14 protein-coding genes are annotated in these 15,163 nt (G+C 66.5%); 6 read left to right on the forward strand and 8 right to left on the reverse strand.

The window, feature by feature from the left end; translation table 11 throughout:
- Positions 1 to 165: 165 nt before the first annotated feature.
- From GRI75_RS10945 to GRI75_RS10960, 4 genes are all read right to left on the reverse strand, one after another.
- A complete protein-coding gene (locus GRI75_RS10945; protein ID WP_160747023.1) occupies positions 166 to 696 on the reverse strand; it encodes a DUF3237 domain-containing protein in 531 nt (176 codons plus the stop codon).
- Positions 696 to 1,445, reverse strand: a complete 750-nt coding sequence (locus GRI75_RS10950) for an SDR family NAD(P)-dependent oxidoreductase (protein ID WP_160747024.1) — start codon at positions 1,443 to 1,445, stop codon at positions 696 to 698. Before GRI75_RS10950 ends, GRI75_RS10945 begins: the two co-directional genes overlap by 1 nt.
- Before the next feature lie 422 nt (positions 1,446 to 1,867).
- Positions 1,868 to 2,257, reverse strand: a complete 390-nt coding sequence (locus GRI75_RS10955; RefSeq protein WP_160747025.1) for a nuclear transport factor 2 family protein — start codon at positions 2,255 to 2,257, stop codon at positions 1,868 to 1,870.
- Positions 2,254 to 3,912, reverse strand: coding sequence for a GMC family oxidoreductase (locus GRI75_RS10960; RefSeq protein ID WP_160747026.1), 1,659 nt, complete (start codon positions 3,910 to 3,912; stop codon positions 2,254 to 2,256). The genes GRI75_RS10955 and GRI75_RS10960 overlap by 4 nt, the downstream gene beginning before the upstream one ends.
- A gap of 85 nt (positions 3,913 to 3,997) precedes the next feature.
- On the opposite strand from GRI75_RS10960, the gene GRI75_RS10965 reads away from it, so the two are divergent.
- The 3 genes from GRI75_RS10965 to GRI75_RS10975 are packed head-to-tail and all read left to right on the forward strand — an operon-like array spanning position 3,998 to position 6,356.
- Positions 3,998 to 4,393, forward strand: coding sequence for a nuclear transport factor 2 family protein (locus GRI75_RS10965; RefSeq protein ID WP_160747027.1), 396 nt, complete (start codon positions 3,998 to 4,000; stop codon positions 4,391 to 4,393).
- 48 nt (positions 4,394 to 4,441) lie between these two features.
- Entirely contained in the window at positions 4,442 to 5,578 is a 1,137-nt protein-coding gene (locus tag GRI75_RS10970) for a cobalamin-independent methionine synthase II family protein (RefSeq protein WP_160747028.1), read from the forward strand.
- 4 nt (positions 5,579 to 5,582) lie between these two features.
- Entirely contained in the window at positions 5,583 to 6,356 is a 774-nt protein-coding gene (locus GRI75_RS10975; RefSeq protein ID WP_160747029.1) for an IclR family transcriptional regulator, read from the forward strand.
- Positions 6,357 to 6,536: 180 nt separating this feature from the next.
- On the opposite strand, the gene GRI75_RS10980 is transcribed toward GRI75_RS10975, so the two are convergent.
- Positions 6,537 to 7,718 carry a hypothetical protein gene (locus GRI75_RS10980; protein ID WP_160747030.1) on the reverse strand — a complete coding sequence of 394 codons (1,182 nt, stop codon included), beginning with the start codon at positions 7,716 to 7,718 and terminating at the stop codon, positions 6,537 to 6,539.
- Positions 7,719 to 7,834: 116 nt separating this feature from the next.
- Here GRI75_RS10980 and GRI75_RS10985 point away from each other — a divergent pair, with 116 nt between their 5' ends.
- On the forward strand, positions 7,835 to 9,913 hold the full coding sequence (locus GRI75_RS10985) for a TonB-dependent receptor (protein ID WP_160747031.1): 2,079 nt from the start codon (positions 7,835 to 7,837) through the stop codon (positions 9,911 to 9,913).
- A gap of 266 nt (positions 9,914 to 10,179) precedes the next feature.
- Here GRI75_RS10985 and GRI75_RS10990 read toward each other — a convergent pair whose 3' ends face one another.
- From GRI75_RS10990 to GRI75_RS11000, 3 genes are all read right to left on the reverse strand, one after another.
- Positions 10,180 to 10,707, reverse strand: coding sequence for a hypothetical protein (locus tag GRI75_RS10990; RefSeq protein WP_160747032.1), 528 nt, complete (start codon positions 10,705 to 10,707; stop codon positions 10,180 to 10,182).
- A gap of 122 nt (positions 10,708 to 10,829) precedes the next feature.
- Positions 10,830 to 12,263 carry a syringate O-demethylase gene (gene desA, locus GRI75_RS10995; protein WP_160747033.1) on the reverse strand — a complete coding sequence of 478 codons (1,434 nt, stop codon included), beginning with the start codon at positions 12,261 to 12,263 and terminating at the stop codon, positions 10,830 to 10,832.
- Between the two features lie 49 nt (positions 12,264 to 12,312).
- On the reverse strand, positions 12,313 to 13,041 hold the full coding sequence (locus GRI75_RS11000) for an alpha/beta fold hydrolase (protein WP_407925144.1): 729 nt from the start codon (positions 13,039 to 13,041) through the stop codon (positions 12,313 to 12,315).
- A gap of 95 nt (positions 13,042 to 13,136) precedes the next feature.
- Here GRI75_RS11000 and GRI75_RS11005 point away from each other — a divergent pair, with 95 nt between their 5' ends.
- Positions 13,137 to 14,006: a methylenetetrahydrofolate reductase gene (locus tag GRI75_RS11005; protein WP_160747035.1), complete on the forward strand. Its 870-nt coding sequence runs from the start codon at positions 13,137 to 13,139 to the stop codon at positions 14,004 to 14,006.
- Between the two features lie 124 nt (positions 14,007 to 14,130).
- The gene (folD, locus tag GRI75_RS11010) at positions 14,131 to 15,066 is read left to right on the forward strand and encodes a bifunctional methylenetetrahydrofolate dehydrogenase/methenyltetrahydrofolate cyclohydrolase FolD (RefSeq protein ID WP_160747036.1); all 936 of its coding nucleotides are present in this window, start codon (positions 14,131 to 14,133) and stop codon (positions 15,064 to 15,066) included.
- The last annotated feature ends 97 nt before the right edge of the window (positions 15,067 to 15,163 follow it).

Consider the following 15,163-nt stretch of genomic DNA (forward strand, 5'->3'; position numbering starts at 1 on the left):
ACGATGGTGGCTGCAGGCGCCAAGCCTGCTCCACCTCTCCCCAACCGTCACCCTGAACTTGTTTCAGGGCCCATTTCTCCGCCCGCCCGGAGCCTGCCGTTACCGTGAGCCAGCGACACCCGGCACGCTCCGGAACAGACGGCGCCGAGGATACCGCCAGTCCCTTCAGACCAGCGCGTAGTACCGCAGCAGGTTGCCGTCGCTGCGCCGCTCGCCGACGCCGATGAAGACGTGCTTGGTCAGCCAGTCGTGTTTGCCCACGGGGCATTCGAACGTCGGGTTGCCGCGCAGGTAATACTCCTCGTGCGGCACGGGTTCGCCGCCCTTGAAAGCCCAGTCGCGCAGGCGCTCCATCGTGTCCGGCTTGCGCCCCCACAGGAAGCCGCGGTTGTTGAGGAGGATCACGGTGCCGTCATCCTCCTCAAGCAGATAGCGGGCGTCGAACACCGCCACATCGTCGGGCCGGAAGTAGGCGTAGTCGCCGCCCGATCCGGGGATCGCCCGCCCCTTCAGTTGCGGGCCTTCGAACGTGCCGCCCTTCACCAGAACGGCCGTGCGCATGCCGCCGCTGGGGTGCGGCGCGATCGTATGGACCTCGGGGAAAGTCAGCCGCACTTCCATCGCGAGTTCGAGCCGCGGGTTGTCGATGTCCGAGAACGGCGGGGTGAATGGGGTCGTGTCGTTAAACTCGGGCATCAGCGCAACTCCAGCAGGCCGCCGTCGACGAACAGGTTGGCGCCGGTGATGAAGCTGGCGTCCTCGCTGGCGAGGAACAGCACGGCTTTGGCCACTTCCTCGCTCGTCCCCATGCGGTGCATCGGGATATTCTCGATCATCATCTCTTTCAGCTTTTCCACGTCGGCGTCGCTCATTCCCGGATTGCGGTAGAGCAGCGGCGTCTCGATCGGCCCCGGGCTGACCATGTTCAGGCGGATGCCTTCCGCGACCAGTTCCTTGGCGAAGACCTTCATCGCCATGTGGAGCCCGGCTTTCGCCGCCGAGTAAGTGCCGTTGCCCTCGATCGCGCCGTGCGCGCCGATCGAGCCGGTGACCACGATCGAGCCGCCCTTGCCCATAATCCTCAGCGCCTTCTGCACCGCGAACACGCAGCCCTTCAGGTTGATCGAGTGGACATGGTCCCAATCCGCTTCGGTGATCCCGCGCAAGGGCGCGAACCCGCCGACCCCTGCGTTGACGTAGAGCACGTCGATGCGGCCATCCGCCGCTTCAACCTGCGCCACCACCTCCTCGGTGGAGCCGACATCGGCAATGTCCGATTGGTGCCCCGTGCTTCGCGGGATCGCGGCCGCAGCCTGGTCGATCGTCTCCCGATTGCGCCCGGTGAGATGGACCCTCGCCCCCTCCGCCGCGAAAGCTTTCGCCGCCGCCAGCCCCATACCGCTGTTGCCCCCCAGCACGAGTACGACTTTGTCCTTGAACCTCATATCACTCCCCAGACCTGCTCACCACGATGCAGGTACCAAGCCTGCACCCACCTCTCTCGAACCGTCACCCTGAACTCGTTTCAGGGCCCATTCCTCCGTCCGCACGGAGCCGGCAGTCGAAGCGCACCCCGCTGAAAGCAAACGCCAGCCACCATGCTCCGCGCTCGCGGCCCCATGGATGCTGAAACGAGTTCAGCATGACGAGTTTGGCAGGAGTGGCGGTTCATTTCCCTACCCACAGCACCCACCACTCCCCTCCCGTCACCCTGAACTCGTTTCAGGGCCCATTCCTCCGCCCGCGCGGAGCCCGCAGTCGAAGCGCGCCCGGCCGAAGCAAACGCCAGCCATCGTGCTCCGCGCTCGCGGCCCGATGGATGCTGAAACGAGTTCAGCATGACGAAACTTTGGCAGGGAGACTTCCATCAAAACTGCGAGATCGGGTTCGGCCCGCCATCGACGACGTCCTGCATCACGTCCCAGTGCTCCGCAATCATCCCGCCTTCGATGCGGAAGATGTCGATCACCGCCCAGCCCGGATCGCCCGGCCAGCGGCGCACGTGGTAGTGCACCGTGACATGGTCGCCATCGACAAACGCCCGCTTCACGTCGTGCACCGCTTCCGGCGTCTGCTCGCGGATCATGTCGAGGAACGCCTTCAGCGCCTCGCGCCCCGGCGCGGCCATCTGGTTGTGCTGGATGTAGTCCGGCGAAATGAACCGCTCGACGGCGGCCGAATCCATCGGGTTCAGCACGTGCTCGAACATATCGAGCACCAGCTTGAGATTCGCCTCTTCCTGCGCCGTGCGGCTCATGCGGCCTCGCGCCGGCGGGGCAGTTCGGCGGCCGGAAGCACTCGGCCCTTGATCAGGTCGGCCGCTTTCTCGCCTACCATGATGCACGGCAGGTTGGTGTTGCCGCCGGGCACGGTCGGCATGATCGAGGCGTCGGCGACGCGCAGGCCCTGGACGCCGATCACGCGCAGTTCGCTGTCGACCACCGACTGCTCGCCCATGCCCATCGCGCAAGTGCCGACGGGATGCTGGGCCACATAGCAGCTCGCGCGGATATAGGCGTCCAGCTCGTCGTCGGACTGGACTTGCGCGCCCGGCGTGCGCTCATCCCGCAGCAGGTCCGCCATCGGCGCAGTGCCGTAGATCTTCCGCGCCGCGCGCACCGCATCGCGCATCTGCGCCCGGTCGCCTTCGGTATCGAGAATGTTGAGCGTCACCGCAGCGACTTCGCGCGGGTCGGCGCTCTTCAGCTCGACCCAGCCGCGGCTTTCCGGATGGAGCTGCACCAGCCCGGCCCAGAACACGTGCTCCTGCACCGCCTTGATGCCCGGGAACCAGGTCTGCGCGTCGAAGCGGATCGGGTTGACCATGATCTGCAGGTCGGGCCGCTCCAGCTCCGGCCGGGTGCGGATCACCACGTTGCAGCTATTGACCTGGTAGGCCATCGGTCCGGTGCCGAAAACCGCCCAGCGCAGCGCGTTGAGCGCGATCCGGTCCCACCGCAGCTGGTTGAGGAAAGTGACCGGCTCCCGCGAATTCCACTCGAGCGAGGCGGTCGGATGTTCCTGCAGGTTGCGGCCGACGCCCGGGCTGTCGTGGACCACGGCGACGCCGTGCTCCTTCAGGTGCGCCGCCGGCCCGACGCCAGAAAGCATGAGCAGGTGCGGCGAATTGTAAGCCCCGCCGGAAAGGATCACCTCCTTGCGCGCGCGGATCACCTGCGGCCCGTCTGGCCCTTCGATCTCGACACCGACGCAGCGTTTCCCTTCGAACACCACGCGGTGGACGAGCACGCCGGAGCGCACGTCGAGATTGCGCCGGCCGAGCGCCGGCTTGATGTAAGCCGATGCCGCGCTGACCCGGCGTCCCCGGCTGTCGACGGTCATCTCACCCCGGGCAAAGCCCTCGGCCTGATCGCCGCAGAGATCTTCGCTGGTGGCGAACCCGGCCGCTTCGGCGGTCTCCATCATCCGCTCGTGGTGGAGGACGTCGAGGTCGATCGGCTTGATCTGGACCGGTCCGCCCTTCCCGTGGAACGTCCCCTCGCCGCGCCAGGAATCCTCCAGCTTGCGGAAGTACGGCAGGACATCGGCGAACGACCAGCCCCGCGCGCCCATTTGCGCCCACTGGTCGTAGTCACCGGGGTGGCCGCGCATCGCGAACATGCCGTTGATCGAGCTCGACCCGCCCATCACCTTCCCGCGCGGAAGCGGCAGGCGCCGTCCGTCGAGGTTCGGCTCCGGCTCGGTCATATAGGTCCAGTTGAAGCGCGGATCGGGCATCGCTTTCAGGAACGCGAGCGGCATCTTGAGGTACGGATGCTCGTCGCGCCCGCCGGCTTCCAGCAGCAGCACGTTGGTGCCCGCATCCTCGCTCAGGCGCGCCGCCACGACGCACCCGCTGCTGCCCGCACCCACCACGATGTAATCGAAACAATCGCCGCTCTGCTCGGCCATTCACGCTCTCCCGCGGGGCTCCCGTCCACGGGCCGCCTTGCCTCCTTGCTAACGGTCGTTACTATCATGTGCAAGGAGAGCGATCATGACCCGCGAAGATTACGAGCGCTACGCCGCCGCCTTCAACGCACGCGACTACGATACCGTGTTCGACTTCTATGCCGAGCGGCCGAGGATGGCCTTCTTCAAGGTGGAGATCACCACGCGCGAGCAGTTGAAGGATTTCTACGGCTTCCTGCACCAGTTCGTGAAGGAGACCGTCACCGTGGAGCGCTTCGCCGGCAGCGACGAACTCGCGGCGGTGGAGGGGATCGTGCGGGTCGAGGGCATCGCCGACCTGACGCCGGAAATCCTTGCGGGGCGCGGGCTCGGCCAGTTCTTCCCGATCGCGAAGGGAGAAGTGCAGGAGATGCGGCAATACATCCACTACCACCTGAAGGACGGCAAGATCGAAAGCGTCGGCTGTGCGCTCGTCGCCTAGAGCTTTTCACCCTTGCGGAATTTTCGCATACCTGAAATACCGGCCAGGATGATCAAGACCACACACGTCGGCAGCCTTCCGCGCGGCCCCGAACTCGTACCGCTGCTTCTCGCCCGCGACAAGGGTGAGGCCTACGACGAAGCCGAGTTCGACCGCGTGGTCCAAACCGCCGTCGATTCCGCCGTCGCACGGCAGGTGGAAGCCGGCGTTTCTGTCGTCAGCGACGGCGAGCTCGGGAAGGTGGGGTACTCCACCTATATCATCGAGCGCCTCTCCGGCTTCGGCGGCAACACGCCTCGCAAGCCGGCCAAGGACCTCGCCCAGGTGCCGGAGCTTGCCCAGAAGCTGTCGCACATCATGGGCGCCCAGGAATTTACCCGCGCCAGCGCCATCGCCAAAGTCGAGCTGGTCAACCTCCAGCCGCTGCACGACGACATCCGCCGCTTCCGCTCCGCGCTCGACATGCACGGCGCCAAGGGTTCTGGGGGCGTCGAAGCGTTCATGAACTCCGCCAGCCCGGGCCTCATCACAGCGTTCCAGCCGAACCAGTTCTACCCCAGCCACGAAGCCTACCTGGCCGACCTGGTGGACGCGATGCGCCCCGAATACGAAGCGATCGTCGCGGCCGGCTTCCAGCTCCAGCTCGACTGCCCGGACCTGGCGATGAGCCGCCACACCGGCTACCAGGACCTCTCCGACGACGAATTCGTCAAGGTCGCTCACGCCAATGTCGAGGCGCTCAACGCAGCGACCGCGAACATTCCGCCGGAAATGCTGCGGATGCACGTGTGCTGGGGCAACTACGAAGGCCCGCACGACTTCGACATCCCGCTCGAAAAGATCATCGACGTGGTCCTTGCCGCCCGCCCGGCCACGATCCTGTTCGAAGCCGCCAACCCGCGCCACGAGCACGAATGGACCGTGTGGAAGGCGGCCGACACCAGCGGCAAGATTCTCGCTCCCGGGCTGATCGACAGTTGCTCCAACTACCTCGAAACTCCCGAATTGATCGCCCAACGTATCGAGCGTTTCGCGAGCTTCGTGGGCAAGGACCGGGTCGTCGCCAGCAGCGACTGCGGCTTCGGGACGTTCGCCGGATACGGCAAGATCGACCCGGTCGTCGCCTGGAAGAAGCTCGCCGCCTTGCGCGAAGGCGCTGATATCGCAGAGAAACGGATCGGATAGCGGCATGGCCACCATCGAGCAGTCTGGCGTCCAACCCGGCATCCAGTCCAGCCAGGTGAAATCGGCCACCCGAACGCTCGACATCATCGAATACGTCGTCGCCCACCCGCGCCCGCTCGTCGCGCAGGAGATCGCCACCGCCCTCGGCATCCCGGTTTCGAGCCTGTCCTACCTGCTGGCCACCCTGGTCGAGCGCAACTACCTGCTGCGCGAAGGGCGCCGCTATTCGCCCGGCCCCGGGCTGCAGAAGCTGCAGATGCATGCCGAGGCATACTCGCTGGCCGACCGCGCCGCGCCGCTGGTGCGCACCTTGCGCATCCAACTCAACGAGACGACCACCTTCTGGGTGCGCGAAGGCTGGGACGTCGAAGCGCTGGTCACCGAGTCCAGCGAGCAGGCGCTGCGCTACGCCGTCCCCACCGGCAACCGCGTGCCGATGCACCCGCTTGCTTCCGGCAAGGCGCTGCTCGCCGCGCTCAGCGACGAGGAGCTCGACCGCTACTTCGCCGAGACCGAGCGCAGCCGCTTCACCGCCAACACGATCACCGCGGAAAAAGCCCTGCGCAAGGAAATCGCCGAGACCCGCAAGACCGGCTTCGCCTTCACCGACGAGGAATTCAACCTCGGCATCTTCAGCATCGGCCGGGTGGTCACGATCGGCGGCGAAGCGGCCGGCGCGCTCTCGGTCGCCATCCCCAAAGTCCGCTGCGACCAGACCATGCGCGGCCGTGTGATGGACCTGCTCGAACGCACCGCCGGGCTGCTCGAGACGCCTTGAGACGCGGGTAAGCCCCCTCCTGTTGTCCCTTCGGGACAGCTTCGCTTCCAGAGGAGGGGGTTGGGGGTGGTGGAGGCGCGCGAAACGTTTCGCCAACCGCAGCACCACCCCGCTGCGACTAGGTTCGCCTACGGCTCACCAAGTCCCGCTGCCCCTCCTCTGAGGAGGAGGAGCGGTCCTTTACGGCCGGGCCCTCGCCAGCACGACTCTCTCGTCGAGGTCAGCGCCTTGTTGGCCGGTGATCTCGTAGAGGGTCTCGAACGGCGCACCGTCCTCCACCAGACCGGCTAGCGCCTCCGGATGCTCAGCGGACACGGCCAGCGGGGCCAGGCCTCGCAGCCCGGTATCCCGCTCGGCGGCGACGACCGCCACGAGCGCTCCGCCGGGTTCCCGGAAGCGGGCGAGATAGCCATAATCGCGATAGTACCGACCTGAGGCGAGCGAGCGGGCTTCTCCGCTCACGTAGCGGCGGCCGGATTCGACGTCGATCAGTTCGTCGTAGCTCTCGCCCACGGCGAAGCCGGAGGTCATGAAGTTGACGTCCTCGATCAGCCCCATGCCGCTGATCAGGCCGATGTAGACCACGTTGAAATCCTGGAACGTACCGCTGGTCACTTGCGAAGCGGGCATGACGGCGACGGGCTGCGGATGCTGCGCGAGGACAGGCATCAGCGCCTGCAGGGCATAGGCGCTCGAGAACGGCAGGTAGTTGAGCCCCATATCCTGGCTCGCGCCGTAGCGGTCCGGATCGGCTTCCTGCGCGCGGGCGAGGTCGGTCGGAGTATCGATCGCGAAGTCGCGGATCAGGCGGCCCTCTTCCGGCCGTAGCGGATCGATCTCGCCAAAGATGTAGTAGTCGCCCACGGCGATCATGATCGGCCGCTCGGATTCGAGGAACGGCTGCCAGATCGCGTTAGCCTCGGTCTCGTCACCACCGCCCGTCAGGCTGCGGCCGGCAAGGAACGCCGCGGCGAGCGCGAGCAGCGCCAGCACCGGGATCAGCCAGCGGCGGGAGCGCGAGCGGGGTTCAGGCGGCGCTTCCGTCTCCGCCGCCCGGAAATGGAGTGCGTAAGTGCCGGCGGGCAGGACCAGCCGGCCGCCGGCAGTGCCCTCACGATCGTAGAACTGCTCGAGGCGCTTGCGCAGCCGGTGGATGTAGACGCGGGCGGTCGCGTCGTCGGCATCGGCACCGTCATGGCCGAACACGGTCTCGGCGATCTCGGCCTGGCTGGCCGGAGCGGCATCCGGTCCGCGAGCGGCAAGAAAGTCGAACAGCTCGCGCAAGCGCCCGGCGCGGCCGACCAGCCCGCTTGCGCGAACCCGCTCCACCTCCCTCGCAAACCCGGCCTGCGCCTCGTCCATTTCCCCTCTGCCCACTGTAACGTGCTGTTACCGCGCATTACCGTAATTAACTTGGATTGGCGAGGACGGCTCGCGATTGTCGCTTCGAACACGACATCGCCTGATCGGACTTGGACTTGAATATCGCAGTTTTCCGCCGCGCAACAGCGCGTAACACCCTGCCGCTCCTGGTCGGAGCGGTGCTCGCCGGCATGCACCCGACTTCCGCCTCGGCACAGGAAGCCGACCAGTCGTCAGATGGTGAGCCGGCCGAGCCCACGATCATCACGGACATGCCGCAGATCATCGTCTACGGCCGCGGGGAGCAGCGCATCGGCCAAGCCATCGCCGCCAGCGAAGGCGGCATCGCCGGCGCGGACATCGAGATCCGCCCGCTGCTGCGCCCGGCCGAGCTGCTGGAGGCCACACCAGGCCTGATCGCCACCCAGCATTCCGGCGGCGGCAAGGCCAACCAGTACTTCCTGCGCGGCTTCAACCTCGATCACGGCACCGACTATGCCGTCTACATCGAGGACATGCCGATGAACTTCCGCACCCATGGCCACGGTCAGGGGTACCTCGACGTCAACGGGCTGATCCCCGAGACCGTGCAGCGGGTCGATTACCGCAAAGGTCCCTACCGTGCCGACACCGGAGACTTCAGCTTCGTCGGCTCCAGCTTCATCACCACGCACGACACGATGGAGCCGTTCGCCCTCGCCGAGGTGGGAATGTACGATTACCGCCGCTTCGTGGCCGGCGGCTCGGCGAAAGTCGGCGGCGGCAACCTGCTCGCGGTCGGCCAGGCCAAGTTCTACAACGGCCCTTGGGCCTTGCCGGAGGATTTCGACGGCTACTCCGGCCTGCTCAAGTACTCCGCGCCGCTCGGCGCCGGCAAGTTCCAGGCCTCGCTCAACGTCTTCGACGCGAGCTGGGCGCCGACCGAGCAGATCCCGGAGCGGGCCATCGGCACGCTAGTGGAGGACGCATACGGCACGCTCGACCCGACCTTGCGCGGCACCACCGAACGCCAGGTCCTGACGCTCGGCTACCGCGACGCGGACTGGAGGCTGACCGCCTGGGCGCAGCACTACGACTGGAGCCTGCTCTCCAACTTCACCTTCTTCCTCGACGATCCGGTGAACGGCGATCAGCTGCGCCAGTACGAGGAACGCTGGACCCTCGGCGGGCGGATCGAGCGGACGTTCGACCTGACCGACCGCGTCTCGCTCCGCTTCGGCAGCGAGCTGCGGCACGACATGATCGACCCTGTCGGCCTGGACGAGACGATCGCCGGAGAGACCGAGTTCACCGCCGGCGCCTTCAAGGCGGACGAGAGCAGCATCGGAGTCTACTCCGAAGCGATCGTCCGGCCGGTCGACCGCCTGATGCTGATCGCCGGGCTGCGCGGCGACTGGTACCGCTTCAAAACCGAAGCCCTGGCCGGCGCGAACAGCTGGAGCGGGCTGGAGAAGGACCACATCGTCTCGCCCAAGTTCGGGCTCAACTACGAAGTGGCGGACGGCGTCGCGCTTTATGCGAACTGGGGCGAAGGCTTCCACTCGAACGACGCGCGCGGGGTGACCAGCCCGACCGACCCGGCCCCCGGCCTAGTCGAAGGCACTATGAAGGAAATCGGCGCGCGCGTGGAGCGCGGCGGGCTGATCCTGACCGGCGTCTACTGGTGGAGCAAGATCGATAGCGAGCTGATCTACGTCGGCGATTCCGGGGCCGTCGAGCCGAGCGATCCGGCGAAGCGCCACGGGTACGAGTTGACCGCCTTCTTCAAGCCCAACGAGTGGCTGGCGGTCGACGCAGTCTGGACCGGGTCCGACGCCCGCTACCTCGGCCTGCCCGAAGGCGAGGACTTCGTGCCGGGCGCGCTGGAAAGCGCGGGCGAGTTCGGCGTCTCTGCGATCTTCCCGGACTGGAACGCCGCCGGGCGGGTCCGCTATCTCGGGCCGCACCCGCTGATCGAGGACAACTCGGTCACCGGCGAGGAGACGCTTCTGGTCAACTTCCGCGCCGCCTGGACCGGCTTCAAGGGCTGGGAGCTCTACGGCGAGCTGCTCAACGCGTTCGATTCCGACGCCCACGACATCGATTACTTCTACGCAACCCGCCTGCCGGGCGAACCCGCCGGCGGCATCGAAGGCCGCAACAGCCGCGTGGTCGAACCGCGCCAGGTCCGGGTCGGCATCAAACGGACGTTCTAACCTCCCGACCGGGGTTTCCTGATACGCACCCCCGGTCCACCAAGGGCGGCTCCTGGCAGGGGGCCGCCCTTCTTTTCCCGACGCTCGCGGCCATAAGCCCCCTCCTGTTGTCCCTTCGGGACAGCTTCACTTCCAGAGGAGGGGGTTGGGGGTGGTGGAGGCGCGCGCAACGTTCCGCCAACCGCAGCACCACCCCGCTGCGACTAGGTTCGCCTGCGGCTCACCAAGTCTCGCTTCCCCTCCTCTGAAGAGGAGGGGCGAAAGCTCTACCGCCCGGGTGGCAGGTTGAAGGTTTCGGCGGGTGCGGCTGCCGGGGGCGCTTTGGCTGGGACCGGGCGGGCATAGACTTTGCTCTCGTCCCATGGCCCGATCCGGGCGCCAGGCGCGACGCGCTTGAGGGTGTAGGGCGCCAGGTCGGTGCCGACGTAGACCAGTTCCGCCGTGTCCGGGGTCAGCAGACGGAATCGGAAAATGTCGGGGATGGCGCCGGGCCGCGGGTCGTTGAAGCTGAGCTCGACCTGGTCCTCGACCTCGATGCCGGCCATCGACTTCACCTGTTCGGGCGGTCCCTTGAGCTTGGCGAAGCGGTTGCCGTCGCTGGCCAGCGAGGAGGGGCGGTTCCAGGTGCCGCGCCATTCGCCTTTCTTTGCGGCAGGCGCGATGTCGAAGCGGAAGATCGCCGCGCCGCCGACTTCCATCGCCCACGATCCCTCCAGCGTCTTGCCGGCGGGCGCTTGCGCTGCGGCGGGAAAGGGGAGGAGCAGGGCGAGGATGAGCAGGATGCGGGCGACCATTCGCCGGACTTAGCGGAAAACCGGACGGTGCGAAAGGAAAGCGCACAAAAAGAAAGGGCGGCTCCCGCGAAGGAGCCGCCCTCTCTTGTGGCTGCCGCCGGGTGGCGGAAAGCGCGATGCCTTTAGGCAGCGACGGTCGAAACGCCGACGCCCTTCGCACGCCACGAGTCGGCGTAGGAATCGCGCGCGGTTTCCGAGTACGGAACCGGCGAGACGATCGCCTTGATCTCGACCTGCTCGTGCGGCTCGACGGTCGGCTTGCTGGTGCCGCCGTTCGGCTCGCCCCAGACCAGCGTCACTTCCTTGCCCATTTCGACATAGGCCGGGTCGATCATCGCCAGCGAAAGCATGCGGCCTTCGTTGGAGCTGTAGCCGATCCAGGTGGAAACACCGATCACCTTGCCGTCGACCTTGACCTCGTCGAACGGGTGCATCGAGTACACCGCGCTCGGGAACTCGAAGTACTTGGCGCGGCCGCCCTTGGCGAACATCGAGCTCATGACGCGCAGAACGTCTTCGTTGTCGAGAGCCAGCGTGACCTTGGTCTTGTGGGTCTCGTTCGCCATGCGCTCGAGAGCCTCGCGGCCGACGAAGTCATGGTCGAACTTGACGATGTGGCCGTAACCGATGTCCCACGGCGTGAGGTAGTAGCCTTCGATGCTGTCGGGAACGTAGCTGCCGCCGATCGAGCACTTGCCAGCATAGGAGTCGGCACCGGCCCAGGCGCGGAAGTCCTTCATCATCTGGCTGTCGCCGGTGTAGGTGGCGGGCAGCGGCGAAGGCAGCCAGCCGGATTCCAGCGTGTTCGACGAATAGGCGCGGCCGCCGACGAGCGTCAGACCGTGGTCCTTGCCGGCTTCGACCAGCGCGGAGTGCACGGCTTCGTAGTCCGCCCACGGGCCGAACAGCTCGTAGCCAGGCTGGCCGGCCATGCCGTGGCGAAGGGCGATCACGTCCTTACCGTTGATGTCGACATGCGCCATGTTGAAGAACTTGAGGTCCGGCGGGGTCTGTCCCATCGCCTTCTCGAGGATCTTCATCGCGTTCGGGCCCTGGAGCTGGAAGCGATAGTTCTTGCGCTTGCCGTCGGTGCGCAGCGCGGTGCGCTCGTCACGCTCCACGGTCACGTCCCACTTGCCGCCGTCCGGCTTGGTGTACTGGGCGTGGAATTCGACCCACTCGATCGCGGGCGCGCGGCCGACCAGGCTGAACTCGTTCTCGGCCAGGTAGAACAGGATCACGTCGCCGATGACGTAGCCGTCCGGGGTCACCGGAACGTACTGCTTCGCCTTGTTGACGGTGAAGTTCTTGAAGCTGTTGATCGCGGTATACTCGAGCAGCTTGAACGCATCCGGACCGCGCACGTAGAGCTCGACCATGTGGTAGCTCTGGTTGAACAGCACGGCGCTGTCGGCCCATGCCTTCTGTTCGTTGCGCCAGTTGGAATATTCCGACGGCACGCCGGGATAGACGTTCGGGCCGACCTGCTGGTTGCGCAGGAGCTCGACGACGTCGCCAGCCGAGTCCAGCTTCTGCTGAAGGTTCTGTTCACTCATTGGTTAAGCCTCTCCGATTGAATAGAGGTGGTTGACGGTGGGTTTGATCTCACGCTGGCCGTTCGAGCCAGCGGGCGATGGCGGTGTTGACCGCATCGGGCGCTTCGATCTGGATCATGTGTCCAGCGCCCGGAACGATCACGAGTTCCGAATTCGGCAGGGCCGCGGCGATCTGCCGGTGCTGCTCGGGCCCGGCCCAGGTGTCGCGCTCGCCGGTCATGACCAGCGTGGGGCAGGCAATCCGCGGCAGCAGGCTGTCGACTTCGGGCCGCCCCAGCAGCGCGTGGATCTGCGCATCGAACACGGCCTGCCCGGCTTCTATGCTCATCTGCCGCAGCGGCGGGTAGATCGCGGGGTCCGAGCGGTTGGCCTCCGCCACCATCGGCGGCAGCCATTCGTCGATCAGCGCCTCGAACCCGTTCTCCCAGCCGATGGCCTGCAGCTCGCGCCGCTTCTCCGGCTCGCCGGGGCGCAGCGGATGGATGCCGGTCGACACAAGGGCCAGCCGGCGGACGCGTTCGGGCGCTGCACGGTAGACTTCCAGCGCGACTCGCCCGCCCATCGAATGGCCCAGCAGGTCGAAAGTTTCGGGTGCCTGGTCAAGCGCGATCCGCGCCATTTCCTGCAGGGTGTCGGCGGTTCCATAGCCGTTCACCGCCCGCGAATCGGGGAAGGCCGCGAGTTGCGGCTGATAGATGCGTGCGTCGCACGCCAGACCGGGCAGGAACAGCAACATGGCGACTGAATCGCCTCTCCCATGAATTCGCAGGTATGAAATTTTCGTCTATACGAATAAACGGGCTTGCGCTAGGGACTTTTCGCAATGGTTCCACGGGCCTAAGAGCCGCCCGCCGAGAGAGGAGATTCACCCCGATGTCGTACGCCGCGATCCACCCGAACTGGGAGCAGCCGCGCAGCAACATGGTCGACGGCTATTCGCTGGAAATGACCGCCAAGGAACTCGACGGGCTGCGTGAGGCCGCGCCGCTGATCCGCCCGAACACGCAGATCGCGGTGACCTTCCTCCCCGGCGAGGAAATCGAGCAGCGGGTCGAGGCAGCGGTGCTGGTGCGCGAGCTCGGCTTCGAACCGATCGTCCACCTTTCCGCCCGCCGCCTGCAGTCGGAAGAGCAGCTCGACAACTACCTGCGCGACATCACCACCAAGGCCGGCGTGAAGCGCGTCTTCATCATCGCCGGCGATCCGCCCCAGGCGGAAGGCCCCTACGAGAACTCGCTGCAGATCATCGAGAGCGGCCTGCTGGAGAAGCACGGCATCGAGATCGTCGGCGTCGGCGGCCACCCGGAAGGCCACCCGAACAATACCAAGGAAGAGCTGTGGGATTGGATGGAGCGCAAGCTCGCCGCTGTCCGCGCCCATGGCATGGTCCCGCTGGTCGTCACCCAGTTCGCCTTCGACGACGACGCGATCATCGAATGGATCGCCGAAATGCGTGAGCGTGGCATCGACGTGCCGGTGCGTCTCGGCGTCCCCGGCCCGGCCGGCATCAAGCGCCTGCTCGGTTTCGCCAAGCGCTGCGGCGTGGGCGCTTCGGCCAGCGTGATGAAGAAGTACGGCGTCTCGATCACCAACCTTATCGGCAGCGCCGGCCCAGACAAGCTGGTGAACTCGCTCGAGAACGGCCTGACCGAAAAGCACGGCCGCGTGCGCCTGCACTTCTACCCGTTCGGCGCGCTGAAGGCCTCCGCCGAGTGGATCAACGCCCACGACGCGAAGCACTGATCGGAACGCACCGGCCCCGTTCGTCCCGAGCTTGCAGAGGGACGAACGGGCGGGCAGGGGCGTGACCTCACCAGATCACCACGAGCGGCAGGCGCCGGTCGTGACCGGAAGGATACAAGGACCGATGGCGGACATCATCGACGGGCGCGTGGTCGCCCGCAATCTCGACCAGGAAACCAAGGCAGCCATCGATGCAATGGTCGCAGCCGGCGCCCCGCGCCCCGGCCTTGCCGTGGTCCTGGTGGGCGAGGATCCCGCCAGCGAGGTCTACGTCGGCCGCAAGATCAAGAAGTGCAAGGAAGTCGGCCTGCGCAGCTTCGAGCACCGCCTACCTGTGAACACGACGCAGGACGCTCTGCTGACCCTGATCGCCCGGCTCAACGCCGATCCGGAAGTCCACGGCATCCTCGTCCAGGTGCCGCTGCCAGCCCACATCGATACCGGCGTCATCCTCGGCGCGATCGATCCGGAGAAGGACGTCGACGGCTTCCACCCGGTCAATGTCGGCCGCCTGTCCACCGGCACCGGCGGCATCGTGCCCTGCACCCCGCTGGGCGTCACGAAGCTGCTCGACACCGTCTATGACGACCTGACCGGGCTTGACGTGGTGGTGATCGGCAAGTCCAACATCGTCGGCAAGCCGATCGCCATGCTGATGCTGGAGCGGGAGGCGACCGTCACCGTCACCCACATCGAAACCAAGAACCTGCCCGACGTCTGCCGCAAGGCCGACGTGATTATCGCCGCCGCCGGCGCTCCGCGCCTGGTCAAGGGCTACTGGGTCAAGCCGGGCGCCGTGATCATCGACGTCGGCATCACCCGCATCAAGGGCGAGGACGGCAAGACCGAACTGGTCGGCGACGTCGCGTTCGAGGAAGTCCAGCACGCCCGCGCGGTCACCCCGGTGCCAGGCGGCGTCGGTCCGATGACCATCTCCTGCCTGCTGGCGAACACCGTCCAGGCGGCCGCCGAGCAGCTGCGCGGCGGGGCCCATGCGGATTCGAAGATCGACTGGGATCAGCTCCCCGATCGCACGATGATCGGCGCGCCGAACGCCTGACCGCGCCACGCGGGCCGAAGCAAACGTGTCACGGCCATCCAACACCGGTGACATGGCTTGTCCCGTGTGCCACCGTGGGCGTTCTGCGGCGGCCACG

Source organism: Croceibacterium soli, assembly GCF_009828065.1.
Taxonomy (GTDB): domain Bacteria; phylum Pseudomonadota; class Alphaproteobacteria; order Sphingomonadales; family Sphingomonadaceae; genus Croceibacterium_B; species Croceibacterium_B soli.